The following is a 17,499-nucleotide window of genomic DNA, read 5'->3' on the forward strand; positions in this document are numbered from 1 at the left end:
TGCGCCTTACCCGGCCTACGTGTCCCGTGCTCGTGTAGGCCCGTGCAAGCGAAGCGCCGCCGGGCAAAATCCGGCATCTGAATAAACACCGGTTATTTCACTCAGGCGCTTTCACCTGCTTCCCGCTGGTCACAAAGGTGCCTGCGCCCAGGTGGTGCAGGGTGTTGCGCTTATCGTCGTCAAACTGCCAGCGTCCGGCCGCGAACGCCCGTTCATCGGCGGCGGCTGAGACCACCTCGCCAAACAGGGTGTCATATTTTTCTGCCGCGGAGGTGGCGGGCAGCAGACGGCACTCCATCCACGCCAGGCACTTCTCTTCAATTACCGGCAGCCCCAGCACCGGGCCGTTAATCACCGGAATCCCGTAGCAGTTGAACTTATCCTCATCGCGCCCGCTAACGCTGCCCACGGCATAGGTCCAGTTGGTGGCCGCCACGCCGGGAATGACAATCCCGAACATGCCGCTGCGCTCAATCAGCTCCCGCGACCAGGCGCTTTTATCCACCACGATGGCGATCCGCGGCGGCTCGAACTCCACCGGCATCGACCAGGCGGCGGCCATGACGTTGCGGCGGTCCAGGGAGTCGTCGCGGCTGGTGATCAGGATGGTCGGGCCGTGATTTAACAGGCGGCTGGCGTGCATTAACTCAACGGGGCGGAAGTGGCTCATAGAAATTCCTCATCAATAGCATCAGAGCATTAAACGTCTGAAAGCCATCGGAAATCAATACGCAACAAAGGTGTCATGTTTTCGCAACACAAGCTGCCTACAGTGGCGGGCATCAAATCCCAAAGAGGATAACAAGATGCTCACTTCCATATCGCTCAAAGGCGTGTCGTACGCTTTTGGCGCGAATACCGTATTGAATCAAATCGATCTGCATATCGAGCCGGGTAGCGTGGTTGCGCTGCTGGGGCCGTCGGGCTGCGGCAAAAGCACCCTGCTGCGTCTGCTGGCGGGGTTAACCCAGCCTGCACAGGGTGAGATCCATTTTGGCGATCGCCTGGTGGCGAAAAGCGGATGGGCGCTGTCGCCGGAAGCCCGGGACATCGGCATGGTGTTCCAGGATTACGCCCTCTGGCCGCACATGACCGTGGCGCAGAATGTGATGTTCCCGCTGAAGATGCGCCATGTTCCGCGTCAGGAACGTGAAAGCCGCGTGGCGCAGGCACTGGATCGCGTCGGCTTAAGCGCTTTTGCCGATCGCAAACCGGCGGGGCTCTCGGGCGGACAGCAACAGCGTGTGGCGCTGGCCCGGGCGATTGTCGCGGAACCGAGAGTGCTGCTGTTTGACGAACCGCTCTCTAACCTCGACAGCGAGCTGCGTAGCGCCTTATGTCACGAGATGGCGTCACTGCTGCGCCAGCTCGGCACCACCGCCGTCTATGTTACCCACGACCGCCGGGAGGCTGAAATCCTGGCCGATCGCATCGTGCATTTGTCTGCTGGCAGCGTCGCTGCCGATCGTTTGATTACCACCTCAGGGGAGTTCGCATGAAAGCTACAATGTCCGTTAGAAAAGGAGTGCTGTTAGCCATGGCGTTATCGTCCGTTATGATCTCCAGCGCCCACGCGCTGACCGTCTACACTGCCGGGCCCGGGTCGCTCGCCAAAAACCTGGCCAGCGGCTTTGAAAAGAAAACCGGCGTGAAGGTGGATATCTTCCAGGCCACCACCGGCAAAGTGATGGCCCGCCTCGAAGCGGAGCAGGCTAACCCGCAGGCCGATATTCTGATCTCCGCCTCCTGGGATACCGCGGAAGATCTGCACAACCGCGGCTGGCTGTTGCCGTACCAGAGCGCCAATGCGGCTAACGTGCCTGCGGATCTGAAATCAGAGGACTTTGTCGCCCAGGGCGTCTCGGCGCTGGGCATCGTCTGGAACACTAAAAGCGGCACCCCGGAACCGAAAGAGTGGCGCGATCTGACCACCGCCGCCTTTAAAGACAAAGTCACCACCCCGGACCCGGCGCTGTCCGGTGCTTCTCTCGATCTGCTGATCGGGTTGCAGAATGGCATGGGCGACAAGGCCTGGACCCTGTTTGATGAGCTGAAAAAGAACGGCATGGTCGTCAGCGGCCCGAACGCGCAGGCGGTCACCCCGGTGATGCAGGGAGCCAAAGCGGCGGTGTTCGGCGCGGTGGATTATGTCTCGTATGGCAACATCAGCCAGGGCGAATCACTGAAGGTGATCTTCCCGGCCAGCGGCACGGTGATTGCCCCGCGTCCGATGATGATCCTCAAATCCACCCAGCATGCGGATGACGCTAAAGCCTTTGTGGATTACGTTCTCTCCCCGGAAGGTCAGGCGATGGTGGCCGACGCCTGGCTGATGCCCGCCCGCGGCGACGTGCAGGCCAAACGTCCGCTGCTTAACGACCTGAAAATTCTGCCGACCAAAAGCGATGGCAACAGCGAGCGCAGCGATATCCTCAAGCGTTTCAACACGCTCTTCACCTTATAATCAGGCGACGGGGGCAACCCCGTCTTCAGGACGGCTTCGTGAATCCTAAATATTTATCGGTAACGACGCTGGGATTATTGCTGATCCTGGTGGCGTTTCCGCTCACCTTTATTCTGCTCCAGGCGGTATTTCCGCACTTCAGCGCCGGACAGTTCTCCGGGGCGTTCAGCGGCATCAGCCAGCTACTGGCGGAGCCGCAACTGCCGGGCATGTTGGGCGGTACGCTACAAATTGCCCTTGGCGTCGCGCTGGTCAGTGCGCTCATCGGCTTTCCCCTCGGCGTGGCGCGCGGGCTGTTTAACCTGCCGCTGCCGAGGCTGTGGGATCTGCTGTTTCTGATCCCGTTTTTAACCCCGCCCTATATCGCCGCGCTCTCCTGGATGCTGGTCCTGCAAACCAACGGCTATCTGCAACAGATCACCGGAGTCAACCTCAACGACCTGCTGTTCAGCAGGAGCGGGATCGTGCTGGTGATGGCGCTGAATATCTTCCCGGTGGTCTATTTTGCGGTGTCGCGCAGCCTTCTGGCGAGCGGCCAGCGTCTGGCGCTGGTGGCCCGCGTTCACGGTGCCAGCCCCGGCCGGGCGTTCTGGCATATCACGCTGCCCATGCTTTCGCCGTCGCTGGCGGCGGGGATGCTGCTGGCCTTTACCCTGGCGATTGAAGAGTTTGGCGTGCCTGCCGCTCTCGGCACGCGCGCTGGCGTGGTGATGCTGACCACCGATATCGAGAAAAAGCTGGCGGACTGGCCGATCGATCTTTCGGGCGCATCGATGCTTTCCGTGGTGCTGGTAGTTATCGCCCTGAGTGCCTGGTGGCTGCAGAAAAAGCTGACCGGGCATCAGGATGTGACCAGCATTACCGGCAAACCGACCGAGAATATGGGCGCCAGCGCCGGGATTTTTACGCTGCCGGTTATCGCTGTTTTTGCGCTGACCGGGTTTATCGCGGTGATCCTGCCGGGGGCGTCGATGGCGCTGTCCGGGGTGCTGGGAACCCTGTCTGGCGGGGTGACGCTGGATAATCTGACCGGCGGGCACTATGCGGCGCTTTTCAGCCAGCAGGGGGATGCGCTGTCGGCGCTGGGCACCAGCCTGTCGCTGGCGCTGGGGGCGGCCTGTATTACCGGCGTGCTGGGCCTGCTGGCCGCGTGGCTGGTGGTGGTGCAGAAGATCAAAGGGCGCGGCGTTCTGGATGCGCTCTCCCTGATGCCTGCCGCCTTGCCGGGCGTGGTGGTCGGGGTGGGGCTGATCCTGCTGTGGAACCGTCCGTTCTGGCCGGTCTCGCCCTATAACAGCTGGGCGATATTGCTCCTGTCCTACTGCTGCCTGTTGTTGCCGTGGCCGGTGCGCTATGTCGGCAGTGCGCTGCGCCAGCTGGGAGGGAATCTTGAGCCTGCCGCGCGGGTGCATGGCGCCTCGGCGTTGCAGGCGCTGCGCTTTATCGTGTTGCCACTGGTCTCCCCGGCGATGCTGGCGGCGATGCTGATGGTGTTTGCCATCGCCTCACGCGAGCTGGTCACCTCGCTGCTGCTCGCCCCTGCGGGCACGCAAACCGTGTCGGTGTTCATCTGGCGGCAGTTCGAACAGGGATCGGTCGGGCAGGGAATGGCGATGGCGACCCTGACGCTGCTGACCGGGCTGGTGCTGATGTTAACGGCGCTGGGGATCATGCAGCGCTCGGCGCGGGGATAAAAAGCACGTTTCACACCGTGAGCGGGGAAAAATAGTTTATAAACAAGGAAACTGTAAAAAGGAAACTGATTATGACCCCGTTTTTGACCGCTTATCTCGCCCGTACCGGCTGGCAGCAGCCGGTTTCTGCGGACATCGCCACCCTGCGGGGCCTGCACCTGCATCACAACAGCGCCGTCCCGTTTGAGAATATCGATGTGGTGCTGCCGCGTGAAATCCAGCTCGACGAGCAATCCCTGGTGGATAAGCTGGTCACCGCCCGCCGCGGCGGGTATTGCTTTGAGCAGAATGGGTTATTCGAGCGGGCGCTGCGTGAGGTGGGATTCCATGTGCGCAGCCTGCTGGGGCGGGTGGTGCTGGCGAATCCGGCCCAGATGCCGCCGCGCACCCACCGTCTGCTGCTGGTGGAACTGGAGGGCGAACGCTGGATCGCCGATGTCGGTTTTGGCGGGCAGACCCTGACCGCGCCCATCCGTTTGGTCGCCGAAGAAGAGCAGGCGACGCCGCACAGCCTGTACCGGCTAATCAACGACGGTTGCGACTGGGTGCTACAGTTCCGCCACCATGAGCACTGGCAGTCGATGTATCACTTCGATCTCACCGCGCAATACCAGGCCGATTACGTGTTGGGCAACTTCTGGTCAGCGCACTGGCCGCAATCCCATTTCCGTCATCATCTGCTGATGTGCCGCCATCTGCCGGACGGCGGCAAACTGACCCTTACCAACTTCCACTTCACCCACTGGCAGGACGGCCACGCCCTGGAGCAGGTTAACCTGCCGGATGCAGAAGCACTTTATCAGGTGATGCAGGAGCGATTTGGGCTGGGGGTGGATGATCCGAAGCACGGCTTTACGCTAGCGGAACTCACGGCAGTGATGGCCGGGTTTGAAACCCATCCGCAGGCGGGGAAATAGCCTGCAACGCCGGGCGGCGCATGCGCTTGCCCGGCCTACGGTGTGGTGCGCTTTTCAGGCCGGGTAAGGCGCAGCTGCCACCCGGCGTGGCTGGGGGCTACCTTCGCGACCGCACCAGCTGATAACGCCGCGTAATGTACTCAAACGGCGCGCTCCAGACGTGTACCAGCCGGGTGAAGGGGAAGATCAGGAAAATGGTCATCCCCAGCACCAGATGGACGCGGAAAATAAAAGCCACGCCGCTCAGCATCTCCGATGAACCGCCGCGGAAGGTGACAATCCCCTGGGCCCATCCCACCAGCTTGAGCATCTCACTGCCGTCAGGGTACTGCGCCGAGAACGGAATGGTCGTCAGGCCGAGCACGCACTGGGTCAGCAATATACTCATAATGACGATATCCGGCGTGGTCGACGTGGCCCGCACCCGCTGGTTAAACAGGCGGCGGTAGAGCAGCATCGAGCCGCCAATCAGCGTCAGCACCCCGCAGATCCCCCCGGCGATCATCGCCAGCTGCTGTTTCACCGCCATCGGCAAAAACCAGGCGTACATCCAGTGCGGGGTTAACATACCGAACAGGTGGCCGAAGAAAATTCCCAGAATGCCGATGTGGAACAGATTAGAGCCCCAGTTCATGCCGCGCTTATCCAGCAGCTGGCTGGAGGAGGCGCGCCAGGTGTACTGGCCGTAGTCATACCGCAGCCAGCTGCCGAGGAAAAAGACCGCGGCGCAGATGTAGGGGTAAATATCGAAGAAAAAGACGTTCAGATGGTGTGTCATTTTGGGCCTCCGGCGCTGACGTCCACGTACTGAGGTGCGACGTCCTGGCTAAAGCGTCGTTGATACTGCTGCATCGGCGAGCTGTCGCAGGCCGTGGCGTTATCTTCAATAAACTTCACCTGTTCCTCTTCCCAGACCGCATCCAGTGCCTGGCGGGTGTCATCCCGTTTTTCGCCTGCTACCTGCTGCGTGACACTGTCACTGGAGAGCTTACTGCCTGCGAATTTCAGCAGGGCGTCGAACAGCTGATACTGTGCCACCTCCCGCTGTTTTAATCGCCCGCCAATCAGCGCCAGGATCGGCGCCACGTTTTGCAGTCCCTCTTGCGCCTGCGCCTCGGGCAGGATGCTCAGATACTCCAGATAGAGCGGCAGATAGTCCGGCAGTTCGCGGCAGTCGAGCTGCAAGCCGGCCTGCTCGTACTGGTTCATCAGGTCGACCATCGCCTGGCCGCGATCCCGGGATTCAGCATGAACATGCTCGAACAGCAGCAGCGAGGTGGCACGCCCGCGCTCGAATACCTCGCACCACTCGGCCTGCCGGTCAAGCAGCGGGGCGTTTAGATAGTGCTCTGCAAACGGCATCAGCCTCGGCGCGTCCTGCGCCACCAGGGCGAGGGCTTCGTCGCGGCTCTCCCACAGCGCCTCGTCCGGGTACTCAATCAGCAGGGCGATAATTTTGAGGATCTGCATTACTCTCCCTCCCCATGTTCGCGCACCTCGGTGATGTTGATAGCGTCGATGCGGCTGCTGTTGAACAGATTGAATTTGGTGTCGGAGCCGTGGCAGCCGTCACCGAAGGTAAAGCCGCAGCCGTTGCGCTCCGGGAAGGCGTCCCGAGCCATTTCCCGGTGGCTGGTCGGGATCACGAAGCGATCTTCGTAGTTGGCGATGGCGAGATAGCGGTACATCTCCTCCACCTGTTCCACGCTCAGACCCACCTCTTCGATAGCGCGGGTATCGGTCACCCCCTCTACGGTCTGGGAGCGCTTATAGTGGCGCATCGCCATCATGCGTTTCAGGGCGCGCAGTACCGGGCCGGTATCGCCCGCGCTGAGCATGTTCGCCAGGTACTGGACCGGAATGCGCAGGCTTTCCACCGCGGGGAGGATGCTGTCGGTCTGCGGCAGGCCACCGGCATCGGCGTAAGACTGGATCGGTGACAGCGGGGGAACATACCAGACCATCGGCAGGGTGCGGTATTCCGGGTGGAGCGGCAGGGCCAGCTTCCAGTCCATCGCCAGTTTATAGACCGGGGAGCGCTGGGCAGCATCAATCACGTTCTGGGGGATGCCCTGTTTCAGCGCCTCTTCAATCACCGCCGGATCGTTCGGATTGAGGAACACGTCGCACTGACGTTCGTAGAGATCGGTTTCATGCTCGGTGCTGGCCGCCTCCTGGATACGGTCTGCGTCATAGAGCAGGACGCCGAGATAGCGGATGCGCCCGACGCAGGTCTCCGAGCAGACGGTAGGCTGGCCCGATTCGATACGCGGATAGCAGAAGATGCATTTCTCCGATTTTCCGCTCTTCCAGTTGAAGTAGATTTTTTTATACGGGCAGCCGCTGATGCACAGGCGCCAGCCGCGGCATTTGTCCTGGTCGATCAGCACAATGCCGTCCTCTTCACGCTTGTAGATGGCCCCGCTCGGGCAGGTCGCCGCACAGCTTGGGTTCAGGCAGTGTTCGCACAGGCGGGGGAGATACATCATGAAGGTATTTTCGAACTGGCCGTACATCTCCTTCTGCATCCGGTCGAAGTTGCGATCCCGGGCGCGTTTCTCAAACTCGCCGCCCAGCAGCTCCTCCCAGTTTGGCCCCCACTTGATTTTATCCATGCGCTTGCCGTCAATCAGCGAGCGGGGACGGGCGGTAGGGAGATGTTCGCTCTCTTTGGCCCGATGCAGATCCTGGTAGTCGAAGGTAAAGGGCTCATAGTAATCGTCGATCTGCGGCATTTGCGGGTTAGCGAAGATTTTGGACAGCACCCCCAGCTTGCCGCCCAGCCGCGGGGTCAGCTTGCCGGAGATGCCGCGGATCCAGCCGCCTTGCCACACCTCCTGGTCCTCCCAGTTTTTCGGGTAGCCGATGCCCGGCTTGGTTTCGACGTTGTTAAACCAGGCGTACTCCATCCCTTCGCGCCCGGTCCAGACGTTTTTGCAGGTCACCGAGCAGGTGTGACAGCCAATGCATTTATCGAGATTTAACACCATGCCGACCTGTGAGCGTATTTTCATTTTTTCGCCTCCTGTACCTGGTCGTTACCTTCGCCATCCAGCCAGTTAATGTTTTTCATTTTGCGGATCATGATGAACTCGTCGCGGTTAGAACCTACGGTGCCGTAGTAGTTAAAGCCGTAGGCGAGCTGAGCGTAGCCGCCAATCATATGGGTTGGTTTCGGGCAGACGCGGGTCACGGAGTTATGAATGCCGCCGCGCCGTCCGGTCACTTCTGAACCGGGGATGTTCAGAATGCGCTCCTGGGCGTGGTACATCATGGTCATGCCCGGCGGCACGCGCTGGCTGACCACCGCCCGGGCGGTGAGCGCCCCGTTGGCGTTGAAGGCTTCTATCCAGTCGTTATCCTCAATGCCCAGCTCCCGGGCGTCGGTTTCGCTCATCCAGACGATGGGCCCGCCGCGCGACAGGGTCTGCATCAGCAGGTTTTCGCTGTAGGTGGAGTGGATGCCCCATTTCTGGTGCGGCGTGAGAAAGTTGAGCGCCTTCTCCGGGAAGCCGTTCGGCGGGATCGCGCGCATATGGCTGACGCTGCGGGTATCAATCGGTGGACGATAGGCCACCAGGCTTTCGCCGAAGGCGCGCATCCAGAGATGATCCTGATACAGCTGCTGACGCCCGGAGAGGGTGCGCCACGGGATCAGCTCGTGGACGTTGGTGTACCCGGCGTTATAGGAGACATGCTCGCTCTCAATGCCGGACCAGGTCGGGCTGGAGATAATCTTGCGCGGCTGGGCCTGAATATCGCGGAAGCGGATCTTCTCGTCCTCCTTGTTCAGCGCCAGATGGCTGTGTTCGCGCCCGGTGAACTCCGCCAACGCTTCCCAGGCTTTGACCGCCACCTGGCCGTTGGTTTCCGGGGCGAGGGCGAGAATAACTTCCGAGGCGTCAATGGCCGTCTCAATGCGCGGGCGGCCTTTCGCCGGGCCGTCGAGCTTGACGTAATTGAGCTTGCCGAGGAAATCGACCTCATCCTGGGTGTTCCAGGAGATGCCTTTCCCGCCGTTGCCGAGCTTGTCCAGCAGCGGGCCGAGGGCAGTGAAACGCTCCCAGGTATCCGGGTAGTTACGTTCGACCACGGCAATGTTCGGCGCGGTTTTACCGGGGATGAGATCGCATTCACCCTTGCGCCAGTCGGCGATGTCAAACGGCTGGGAGAGCTCCGCCGGGGAGTCATGCTGTAACGGCTGCAACACCACGTCGGTTTCAGTGCCCAGGTGGCCGACACAGACCTCAGAGAAGACTTTGGCGATGCCCTTGTAGATCTCCCAGTCGCTGCGTGACTCCCAGGCCGGATCGACGGCGGCGGAAAGGGGATGAATAAACGGATGCATATCCGAGGTATTCATATCGTCTTTCTCATACCAGGTGGCGGTGGGCAGGACGATATCCGAGAACAGGCAGGTGCTGGACATGCGGAAATCGAGGGTGACCAGCAGATCCAGCTTGCCCTCAATGGCGGCGGTCTGCCACTCCACCTCTTCCGGCTTCATCTCATCGGTGGTGCCCAGATCGTCGCCCTGAATGCCGTTTTCGGTGCCCAGCAGGTACTTGAGCATGTACTCATGCCCCTTGCCGGAGGAGCCGAGCAGGTTCGAGCGCCAGACAAACAGGTTGCGCGGGTGGTTATTGCCGTTGTCCGGCTGCTCGCAGGCCATACGGATATCGCCCGATTTCAGCGCCTGGGCGGTGTACTCCTGGGGCGACATGCCAGCCGCATCGGCCTGAGCCTTGATGTGCAGCGGGTTGAGGTTGAGCTGGGGGGCGGAGGGGAGCCAGCCCATCCGCTCGGCGCGCACGTTAAAATCGATCAGGTGGCCGGTGAACTTCGAGGCGTCCGCCAGGGGGGAGAGCAGCTCCCGGGCGGTGAGTTTCTCATAGCGCCACTGGCTGGCGTGGTTGTAGAAGAACGAGGTGCTGTTCATCTGCCGTGGCGGGCGGTTCCAGTCGAGGGCAAAGGCCAGCGGCAGCCAGCCGGTTTGCGGGCGCAGCTTCTCCTGGCCGACATAGTGCGACCAGCCGCCGCCGCTTTTACCCACGCAGCCGCAGAAGACCAGCATGTTGATCATCCCGCGGTAGTTCATGTCCATGTGATACCAGTGGTTGACCCCGGCGCCGAGGATAATCATCGACCGGCCATGGGTTTTATGCGCGGTGTCGGCGAACTCCCGGGCGATCTGCTCGATATGACGACGCGGTACGCCAGTGATCTGCTCTCCCCACGCCGGGGTGTAGGCTTTGATCTCGGCGTAATCTTTGGCCGCGAGGTTATCCTCCAGCCCGCGGTCGAGGCCGTAATTCGCCAGTATCAGATCGTAGACGCTGGCGACCTGCAGCTGGCGGCCATCTGCAAGGGTCAACGTTTTCACCGGCAGCTGGCGCACCAGCACCGGCTCCTGCTTCACGCTGCGAAAATGCGGGTTCTCATTGCCGCCAAAGTAGGGGAAGGCTACCCCGGCGACGCTGTCGTGAGTGCCCAGCAGAGAGAGCGCCAGTTCGGTCTCCTGGCCTGCCGCCAGCGGCTCGAGGTTCCATTTGCCTTTTTCACCCCAGCGGAAGCCGATAGAGCCGTTCGGCACCACCAGATCGCCGGTGGTGGTATAGGCGACAGTTTTCCACTCCGGGTTGTTGGTTTCACCCAGCCCGTCGGCGAGATCGGCGGCACGCAGCATCCGACCCGGCACCAGGCTGCCATCCTCCCGCGGATCGAGCATCACCAGCATCGGCATGTCGGTGTAGCGGCGGCAGTAGTTAAGGAAGTAGTCGCTCGGGTTGTCGAGGTGGAACTCTTTCAGGATCACGTGGCCCATCGCCATGGCTAAGGCGCTGTCGGTGCCCTGTTTCGGCGCCAGCCACTGGTCGCTGAGTTTCGCCACTTCTGAGAAATCGGGGGTGATGGCGATGGTTTTGGTGCCCTTGTAGCGCACTTCGGTGAAGAAGTGGGCGTCCGGGGTTCGGGTCTGGGGCACGTTCGATCCCCAGGCGATGATATAGCTGGAATTGTACCAGTCGGCGGATTCCGGTACGTCGGTTTGCTCGCCCCAGGTCATGGGTGACGCAGGCGGCAGGTCGCAGTACCAGTCGTAGAAGCTCAGGCAGGTGCCGCCCAGCAGGGAGAGATAGCGGGTGCCTGCGGCGTAGGAGACCATCGACATCGCCGGGATGGGCGAGAAGCCCGCCACCCGGTCCGGGCCGTAGTGTTTGATGGTCCAGACGTTAGCGGCGGCGATAAGCTGGTTCAGCTCTTTCCAGTTTGAGCGGACAAACCCGCCGTGGCCGCGGGCCTGCCTGTAGCTCTGGCGCTTTTGCGGATCGTTCTGGATGGCGTTCCAGGCCAGCACCGGATCGCTGTGCTGCGCCAGCGCCTCGCGCCAGAGCTCAATCAGCTTTTTGCGCACCAGCGGATACTTCAGGCGGTTGGCGCTGTAGAGATACCAGGAGTAGCTTGCCCCGCGCGGGCAGCCGCGCGGCTCGTGGTTCGGCAGGTCGGGGCGAGTGCGGGGATAGTCGGTCTGCTGCGTTTCCCAGGTCACCAGCCCGTTCTTGACGTAGATTTTCCAGCTACAGGAGCCGGTACAGTTTACGCCATGGGTGGATCGCACAATTTTGTCGTACTGCCATCGCTGGCGATAGCTGTCTTCCCAGTCGCGGTTGGTGTGCATCACCTGACCGTGTCCATCGGCGAAGGTGTCGCCTTTGAGTTTGAAATAACGAAAGCGATCCAACAATTTACTCATGACATTTCTCCTGACGGGGCGACGCACCACCCCGGGGTTACACTGCTCACAAAATATTGAATATCGTTATGATTTGACGTGCTTTTGCCGACGGCCATACACCAGCCAGGTGACGAACACGCAGACGATGTAGAACACCAGGAAGACCTTCATCGCCCCCACCGGGGAGCCGGTTAACGCCAGCGAGGTGCCAAAGGCTTTGGGAATGAAGAAGCCGCCCACGGCACCAATGGCCGAGATAAAGCCCAGCGCGGCCGCGGTGTCGGTAACAGCCTCTTTCTGCGCCTGTTCTTCCGTGCCGCCGCGCAGTTTCACTCTATAGACGGTGATTTGCCGGAAGATGACAGCGATCATCTGGAAGGTCGAGCCGCTGCCGAGCCCGGCGGTAAGGAACAGCCCCATAAACACCAGATAGAAGGCGGTAAAGCTGCCAGAACCGGAGCCTGGAAGGGTAAGGAAGAGCAGGGCGGTAAACACTGCCATAAAGATGAAGTTCACCAGCGTGACGCGCACGCCGCCGAGCTTGTCGGAGATCACCCCGCCAGCGGAGCGGGCCAGCGCGCCAATCAGCGGGCCGAAGAAGGCCAGATGCAGGATGTTAACGTCCGGGAACTGGGTTTTCGACAGCATGGCGAAGCCCGCAGAAAAGCCGATAAACGAGCCGAAGGTCGCCAGATAGAGCAGGCTCAACAGCCACAGATGGAGACGCTTGAGCACCGGCAGCTGGCTGGCGATGGTCGCCTTCGAACTGGCGATATCGTTCATGCCAAAAAAGGCAGCAACGGTTGCCAGCAGCAGCAGCGGGGCCCAGATCCAGGCGGCGTTCGCCAGAAACAGGGACGAGCCATCCTCCTGCGGCACGCCATGTACCCCGAGAAAGGTAAACATCGGCAGGAAGATCACCACCGGGGCCACCATCTGCATCACGCTGACGCCGAGGTTGCCCAGCCCGCCGTTAATACCCAGCGCGCTGCCCTGTTTCGATTTGGGGAAGAAAAAGCTGATGTTGCCCATGCTGGAGGCGAAGTTGGCGCCGGCAAAGCCGCACAGCAGGGCGATAATAATAAATACCGAATAGGGGGTAGCAGTATTTTGCACCGCAATACCCAGCCAGACGCAGGGAATAATCAGAATGACGGTACTTAATACCGTCCAGTAACGGCCACCGAATATAGGCACCATAAAGGAGTAGGGAACCCGTAATATTGCGCCGGAGAGAGATGGCAGGGCAGTTAACATAAAGAGCTGGTCGGTGGTGAAATTAAAACCGACCTTATTCAGATTGACCGCCACCGCGCTAAATAACATCCAGACGCAGAATGCCAGTAGCAAACAGGCCACGGAGATAACCAAATTTCGTCGCGCAATCGGCTTGCCTTTATTTTCCCAAAAAGCAGGATTTTCCGGTTTCCAGTTACTTAAAAGATAATGATTATTCTTCTCAGTTTGTTGCGACATATTATCCTCTTGCTTATCCGAACGGCAGAAAGAGAAGTACAATCAGACAGAAGTCTGAAATTTTGATGAAGGTTGTAGGAAGTTTTTGGGAGTCTTCTGAAAAGAATAGATAAAAAAAAGCGAGCTACTGCCCTGGGAGGGGAGAAGTGGGCTCGCTTAATGTGTTACAAATCGTAACAGTTAAACGAAATTAATCATTAATAGAGTTCGAGGGTGATTAATTTTTCCAGATGCTGATTAAATGCGGTCTCATCCATCTCCGGCATGGATAACACGTAAAAGCTGTCCAGGCCGCAAACCAGGCCTATTAAGCGCCAGGCAATATTTTCGGGCCGATCTTTTAACGTAAAGGCTTGCGCTTCTGCCCCGGCGCGAATAATCGCCACCGTCTCCTGATGCCACATCTCCATAGTTAATACGTAAGCGCCTTTTATTTCCTCGTCCCGGATGGCTAACAGCTGCGCCTCGCGCCACAGGCGAATATAGGGCTCAAAACTGCGGTCGTCGCTGCCGAGCATGGAATGCAGGCGTTCGCGCCAGCTGGCGTTTTCTGCCACCACGTCGGCATCCAGCAGGGTGCGGATCAGGCGGATAAAAGCCTGCGCCTTAAGTTCGCCTGCGGAGGAAAAGTGGTGGTGGACCTGGCCGGTCGCCACCTGTGCCTCGGTCGCGATCCGCCTGACGGTCATCGCCGTAAAGCCTTCGCTCAGCGCCACGCGCATGGCCGCCTGCAGGATCGCTTCCCGCCGTTCATCCTTGCTCAGATAGCTCATTTTTTTCACTCTCAACTGGGGGATCACGAGTGTAACAAAAAGCTGGACATGCGTTCAACTTTCCGTAGGATCGCAATCTGGACATGTGTCCAGTTTTGGTCAAATAAGGAAAATTATGATTCGTCAGTGGGTAGCGTTAGTGATTATTGTGCTCGTTTATATCCCGGTCGCAATTGACGCCACGGTGCTGCACGTTGCCGCCCCGACGCTGAGTATGACCCTGGATGCCAGCGGCAATGAACTGCTGTGGATCATTGATATCTACTCGCTGGTGATGGCCGGGATGGTGCTGCCGATGGGGGCGCTCGGGGATCGTATCGGTTTTAAACGCCTGCTGATCCTGGGCAGTAGCCTGTTCGGCCTCTCGTCGCTGGCGGCGGCGTTTGCGCCCTCCGCCGGGTGGTTGATTGCGGCGCGGGCGCTGCTGGCCATCGGGGCGGCGATGATCATTCCCGCCACCCTCGCCGGGATCCGCACGCTCTTTGCCGATGCGCGCCAGCGCAATATTGCCCTCGGCGTCTGGGCGGCGGTGGGATCTGGCGGGGCGGCCTTCGGCCCGCTGATTGGCGGCATATTACTGGCGCACTTCTACTGGGGCGCGGTGTTTTTAATCAACGTTCCCATCGTGCTGCTGGTGGTCTCCCTGGCGGCGCGTTTTGTGCCCGCCCAGCAGGGCCGACCCGAGCAGCCGCTTAACATCACCCATGCCCTGATGCTGATTGTGGCGATTTTGCTGCTGGTCTACAGCGCCAAAACCGCGCTTAAAGGGGCGATATCGCCGTGGTTGGTGGCGGGGACACTGCTGACCGGGGCAATGATGCTATTGGCATTTATCCGCATTCAGCTTCGCGCCCGCACGCCGATGATCGACCTGCGGCTGTTCGGCCATCGAATTATTTTAAGCGGGGTGGTGATGGCGATGACGGCGATGATCGCCCTGGTGGGCTTTGAGCTGCTGATGGCCCAGGAGCTGCAGTTTGTCCACGGCTTCACCCCCTTTGACGCGGGCATGTTTATGCTGCCGGTAATGGTCGCCAGTGGATTCAGCGGGCCGATCGCCGGGGTGCTGGTCGGGCGTCTGGGGCTGCGGATCGTGGCGACCGGCGGCATGGGCCTGAGTGCGCTCAGCTTCATTGGCCTGTCGATGCTCGACTTCAGCACCCAGCAGTGGCAGGCCTGGAGCCTGATGGTGCTGTTGGGGTTTAGCGCCGCCAGCGCGCTGCTGGCCTCGACCTCGGCCATTATGGCCGCCGCGCCAAAAGAGAAAGCCGCCGCTGCCGGGGCGATTGAAACCATGTCCTATGAGCTGGGGGCCGGGCTGGGGATCGCGATCTTTGGCCTGCTCCTGACCCGCAGCTTCTCGGCGTCTATTGAATTGCCCCAGGGGCTGAATGCCAGCCTGGCGGATCACGCGTCCTCCTCCATCGGCGAGGCGGTGAAGGTCGCGCAAGATCTGCCGCCAGCCCTTGCTGAATCGGTGATTGAGGCAGCGAAAACAGCCTTTATCACCTCGCACAGCGTGGCGCTGGGCAGCGCAGGCGGGATGCTGCTGCTGCTGGCCGTCGGGATCTGGTTTAGCCTGGCGAAGGTACCGCGCGACGGGGGCTAAGCCCCTTCGGGCCGGGGGGAGGTGAGCCGGTAAACCAGCTCCACCTTCACCCACTCCACCTGCGAAGGCTGGTGCGGGTTTTGCGCCCGCGCCAGCAGCCGCGTCAGGGCGCGGCGCGCGATCCCGGCGACATCCTGATGCAGCGTAGTCAGTTGATAGCTTAACTGACCGCTTTGCGGCGTGTTATCGAAGCCAATCAGATGAAAATCATGCGGGGCCGATTTGCCCCGCTGGCGCATCCCATCCAGAAACCCGCAGGCCAGCTGCGCATTGGCGCAGAAAATTCCCTCCGGCAGCTCGGCCTGATAATCCAGGGCTGTGGCCAGCCCGCCATCGTAACCCTCCGTCGGGGCGGCGAGCCAGCTGAGCTGGCGCAGGGTGTCGACCCCCAGCTGTTGCAGCGCATGGACAAATGCCTCGCCCCGCATCACGCCCGCCCAGGTGGAGGCCGGGTGATTAAGCCAGCCGAAGCGACGGCACCCGGAGTGCCAGAGCTGTTCGGCAGCCAGCTGTGCGCCGCGCTGGTTATCCGAGCAGATAAAATCCACCCACGGCATGTCGGGAGGGCGGTTGATACCGACCACCGGGATCTGCTGGCTGACGCACTCATTCACGATAGCTTCCGGCGGCCTGCCTGAGGTGACTATCACCCCGGAGACGCGAAACTGGGTGAAGCGTCGCAGAGTGTTAACCAGATCCTCCTCGCCGGTGATCTCGCTCACCAGAGCCTGGTAGCCGCGCCGCTGGATCTCATGCAGTAATCCCTCCAGCAGACTGCTGCGAAAGGGATCGCCAATGCGGGCGACGATCACCCCAATCAGTTGGCTCCGCTGGCGGTTCAATCCCTGGGCGAGAAAATTCACCTGATAGCCGAGCTCCCGGGCGGCTTGTAATACCTTTTCCCGGGTGGCGGGGGAGATGCTGCCGTTGCTGCTCAGGGCGCGGGAGACCACGGCGCGGGAAACGCCCGCTCTTCTCGCCACATCCTCGGCGGTCACCGCCTGCTTGCGAGGGGCGTCGCTCACAGCGTTTCTCCCCGGCGAAGGGGCAGCTCGAAGGTCATGCCCTCTTCGCTGACGAACAGACCAGGGTGGGGCTGACAGGCCTGCGCCAGGATGGGGCGGGCGCTGTCGTGGCAATGATAGAGGCCCAGCGCAGGCAGTTTGAGCCGGGTAAAGAGCGCCAGGCAGTCGGGGAAATCGCCATGCGAGGCATCGCCGGGCAGCGCTGTTGCCGAGGCGCACTCCTGAAAGGCCAGATCGGCTCCCGCCATCAGGGCAATACTTTCCGGGGTCGGGCGGCCATCGCCGCTGTAAAACAGGGTGGCGCCCGGCGCCTCAATCCGCAGGGCCAGGTTCGGGATTTCGTGATGGGTAAAGGCGGTCCGCAGGAGCCAGTTCCGCCAGCGCCACTTCGGCGTGCTGTCGCGCCAGTCGATAGCAAAGCAGAGCCCGGTATCCGGCCAGTTCGCGAGGTTTGCCAGCTCAAGCAGTGCCGGGCGGTGGGCAGGCTGTGACCAGATAATCAGCGGTTTCGTTCGCTGAAAACTTTTCCAGTGGTTAAGGAGCGCCGTCAGCCCGGTGCAGTGATCCGGATGGATATGGGTGAAAAAGAGGGCATCAATGTCGTTTACGTCCAGTCCCCGTTGCCATAAGGCGCGGGGAATGGTTGGCCCGCAATCAATCAGCAGCTGATAGCCCGCGTTATCGATGACCCGGATTGCCGACGTATTATTCAGCAGGGAGAAAGCACTGCCGCAACCCAGAATATCTATTTTCATTTCGCCTCACCAAAATTTTTGCGGACTTAATCAAATTGTCACAAACAGACGAC

Annotated in this window: 14 protein-coding genes; 5 read left to right on the forward strand and 9 right to left on the reverse strand. The window is 60.6% G+C overall.

The genetic code is table 11. The annotated features are described in order from the left end of the window. Positions 1 to 97: 97 nt before the first annotated feature. Positions 98 to 670: a flavin reductase family protein gene (locus B3X29_RS06215; RefSeq protein WP_159338841.1), complete on the reverse strand. Its 573-nt coding sequence runs from the start codon at positions 668 to 670 to the stop codon at positions 98 to 100. Positions 671 to 806: 136 nt separating this feature from the next. On the opposite strand from B3X29_RS06215, the gene B3X29_RS06220 reads away from it, so the two are divergent. The 4 genes from B3X29_RS06220 to nhoA all read left to right on the forward strand — a co-directional run bounded on the left by B3X29_RS06220 (position 807) and on the right by nhoA (position 5,075). Beyond that, positions 807 to 1,499, forward strand: a complete 693-nt coding sequence (locus B3X29_RS06220; protein ID WP_103179655.1) for an ABC transporter ATP-binding protein — start codon at positions 807 to 809, stop codon at positions 1,497 to 1,499. Then, positions 1,496 to 2,464, forward strand: coding sequence for an ABC transporter substrate-binding protein (locus B3X29_RS06225; protein ID WP_159338844.1), 969 nt, complete (start codon positions 1,496 to 1,498; stop codon positions 2,462 to 2,464). The genes B3X29_RS06220 and B3X29_RS06225 overlap by 4 nt, the downstream gene beginning before the upstream one ends. Positions 2,465 to 2,502: 38 nt before the next feature. Beyond that, positions 2,503 to 4,158, forward strand: coding sequence for an ABC transporter permease (locus B3X29_RS06230; RefSeq protein ID WP_159338846.1), 1,656 nt, complete (start codon positions 2,503 to 2,505; stop codon positions 4,156 to 4,158). 71 nt (positions 4,159 to 4,229) lie between these two features. Further along, a complete protein-coding gene (gene nhoA, locus B3X29_RS06235) occupies positions 4,230 to 5,075 on the forward strand; it encodes an N-hydroxyarylamine O-acetyltransferase (protein WP_159338848.1) in 846 nt (281 codons plus the stop codon). 97 nt (positions 5,076 to 5,172) lie between these two features. On the opposite strand, the gene narI is transcribed toward nhoA, so the two are convergent. The 6 genes from narI to B3X29_RS06265 form a co-directional block, all read right to left on the reverse strand. Further along, a complete protein-coding gene (gene narI / locus B3X29_RS06240; RefSeq protein ID WP_103179651.1) occupies positions 5,173 to 5,853 on the reverse strand; it encodes a respiratory nitrate reductase subunit gamma in 681 nt (226 codons plus the stop codon). Beyond that, the gene (narW, locus tag B3X29_RS06245; RefSeq protein ID WP_159338849.1) at positions 5,850 to 6,545 is read right to left on the reverse strand and encodes a nitrate reductase molybdenum cofactor assembly chaperone; all 696 of its coding nucleotides are present in this window, start codon (positions 6,543 to 6,545) and stop codon (positions 5,850 to 5,852) included. Before narW ends, narI begins: the two co-directional genes overlap by 4 nt. Further along, positions 6,545 to 8,089, reverse strand: a complete 1,545-nt coding sequence (narH, locus tag B3X29_RS06250; protein ID WP_114314924.1) for a nitrate reductase subunit beta — start codon at positions 8,087 to 8,089, stop codon at positions 6,545 to 6,547. Before narH ends, narW begins: the two co-directional genes overlap by 1 nt. Further along, positions 8,086 to 11,826 carry a nitrate reductase subunit alpha gene (locus tag B3X29_RS06255; protein WP_159338851.1) on the reverse strand — a complete coding sequence of 1,247 codons (3,741 nt, stop codon included), beginning with the start codon at positions 11,824 to 11,826 and terminating at the stop codon, positions 8,086 to 8,088. The genes narH and B3X29_RS06255 overlap by 4 nt, the downstream gene beginning before the upstream one ends. A gap of 66 nt (positions 11,827 to 11,892) precedes the next feature. Beyond that, a complete protein-coding gene (locus B3X29_RS06260; RefSeq protein WP_103179647.1) occupies positions 11,893 to 13,284 on the reverse strand; it encodes a NarK family nitrate/nitrite MFS transporter in 1,392 nt (463 codons plus the stop codon). A gap of 197 nt (positions 13,285 to 13,481) precedes the next feature. Continuing rightward, positions 13,482 to 14,057 (reverse strand): TetR family transcriptional regulator, encoded by a 576-nt coding sequence (locus B3X29_RS06265; RefSeq protein WP_159338853.1) that lies wholly within the window; start codon positions 14,055 to 14,057, stop codon positions 13,482 to 13,484. Positions 14,058 to 14,172: 115 nt separating this feature from the next. Between B3X29_RS06265 and B3X29_RS06270 the strand changes: the two genes are divergently transcribed. Continuing rightward, complete coding sequence (locus B3X29_RS06270; RefSeq protein ID WP_103179645.1) at positions 14,173 to 15,666, forward strand: MFS transporter; 1,494 nt, start codon at positions 14,173 to 14,175, stop codon at positions 15,664 to 15,666. On the opposite strand, the gene B3X29_RS06275 is transcribed toward B3X29_RS06270, so the two are convergent. Both B3X29_RS06275 and B3X29_RS06280 read right to left on the reverse strand, forming a co-directional pair. After that, positions 15,663 to 16,691, reverse strand: a complete 1,029-nt coding sequence (locus tag B3X29_RS06275; protein ID WP_159338855.1) for a LacI family DNA-binding transcriptional regulator — start codon at positions 16,689 to 16,691, stop codon at positions 15,663 to 15,665. The two genes, B3X29_RS06270 and B3X29_RS06275, sit on opposite strands and share 4 nt — an antisense overlap. Beyond that, positions 16,688 to 17,446, reverse strand: a complete 759-nt coding sequence (locus B3X29_RS06280; protein ID WP_159338857.1) for an MBL fold metallo-hydrolase — start codon at positions 17,444 to 17,446, stop codon at positions 16,688 to 16,690. Before B3X29_RS06280 ends, B3X29_RS06275 begins: the two co-directional genes overlap by 4 nt. Positions 17,447 to 17,499 lie beyond the last annotated feature (53 nt).

Source organism: Leclercia sp. UBA5076, assembly GCF_002416465.1.
GTDB lineage: Bacteria > Pseudomonadota > Gammaproteobacteria > Enterobacterales > Enterobacteriaceae > Enterobacter.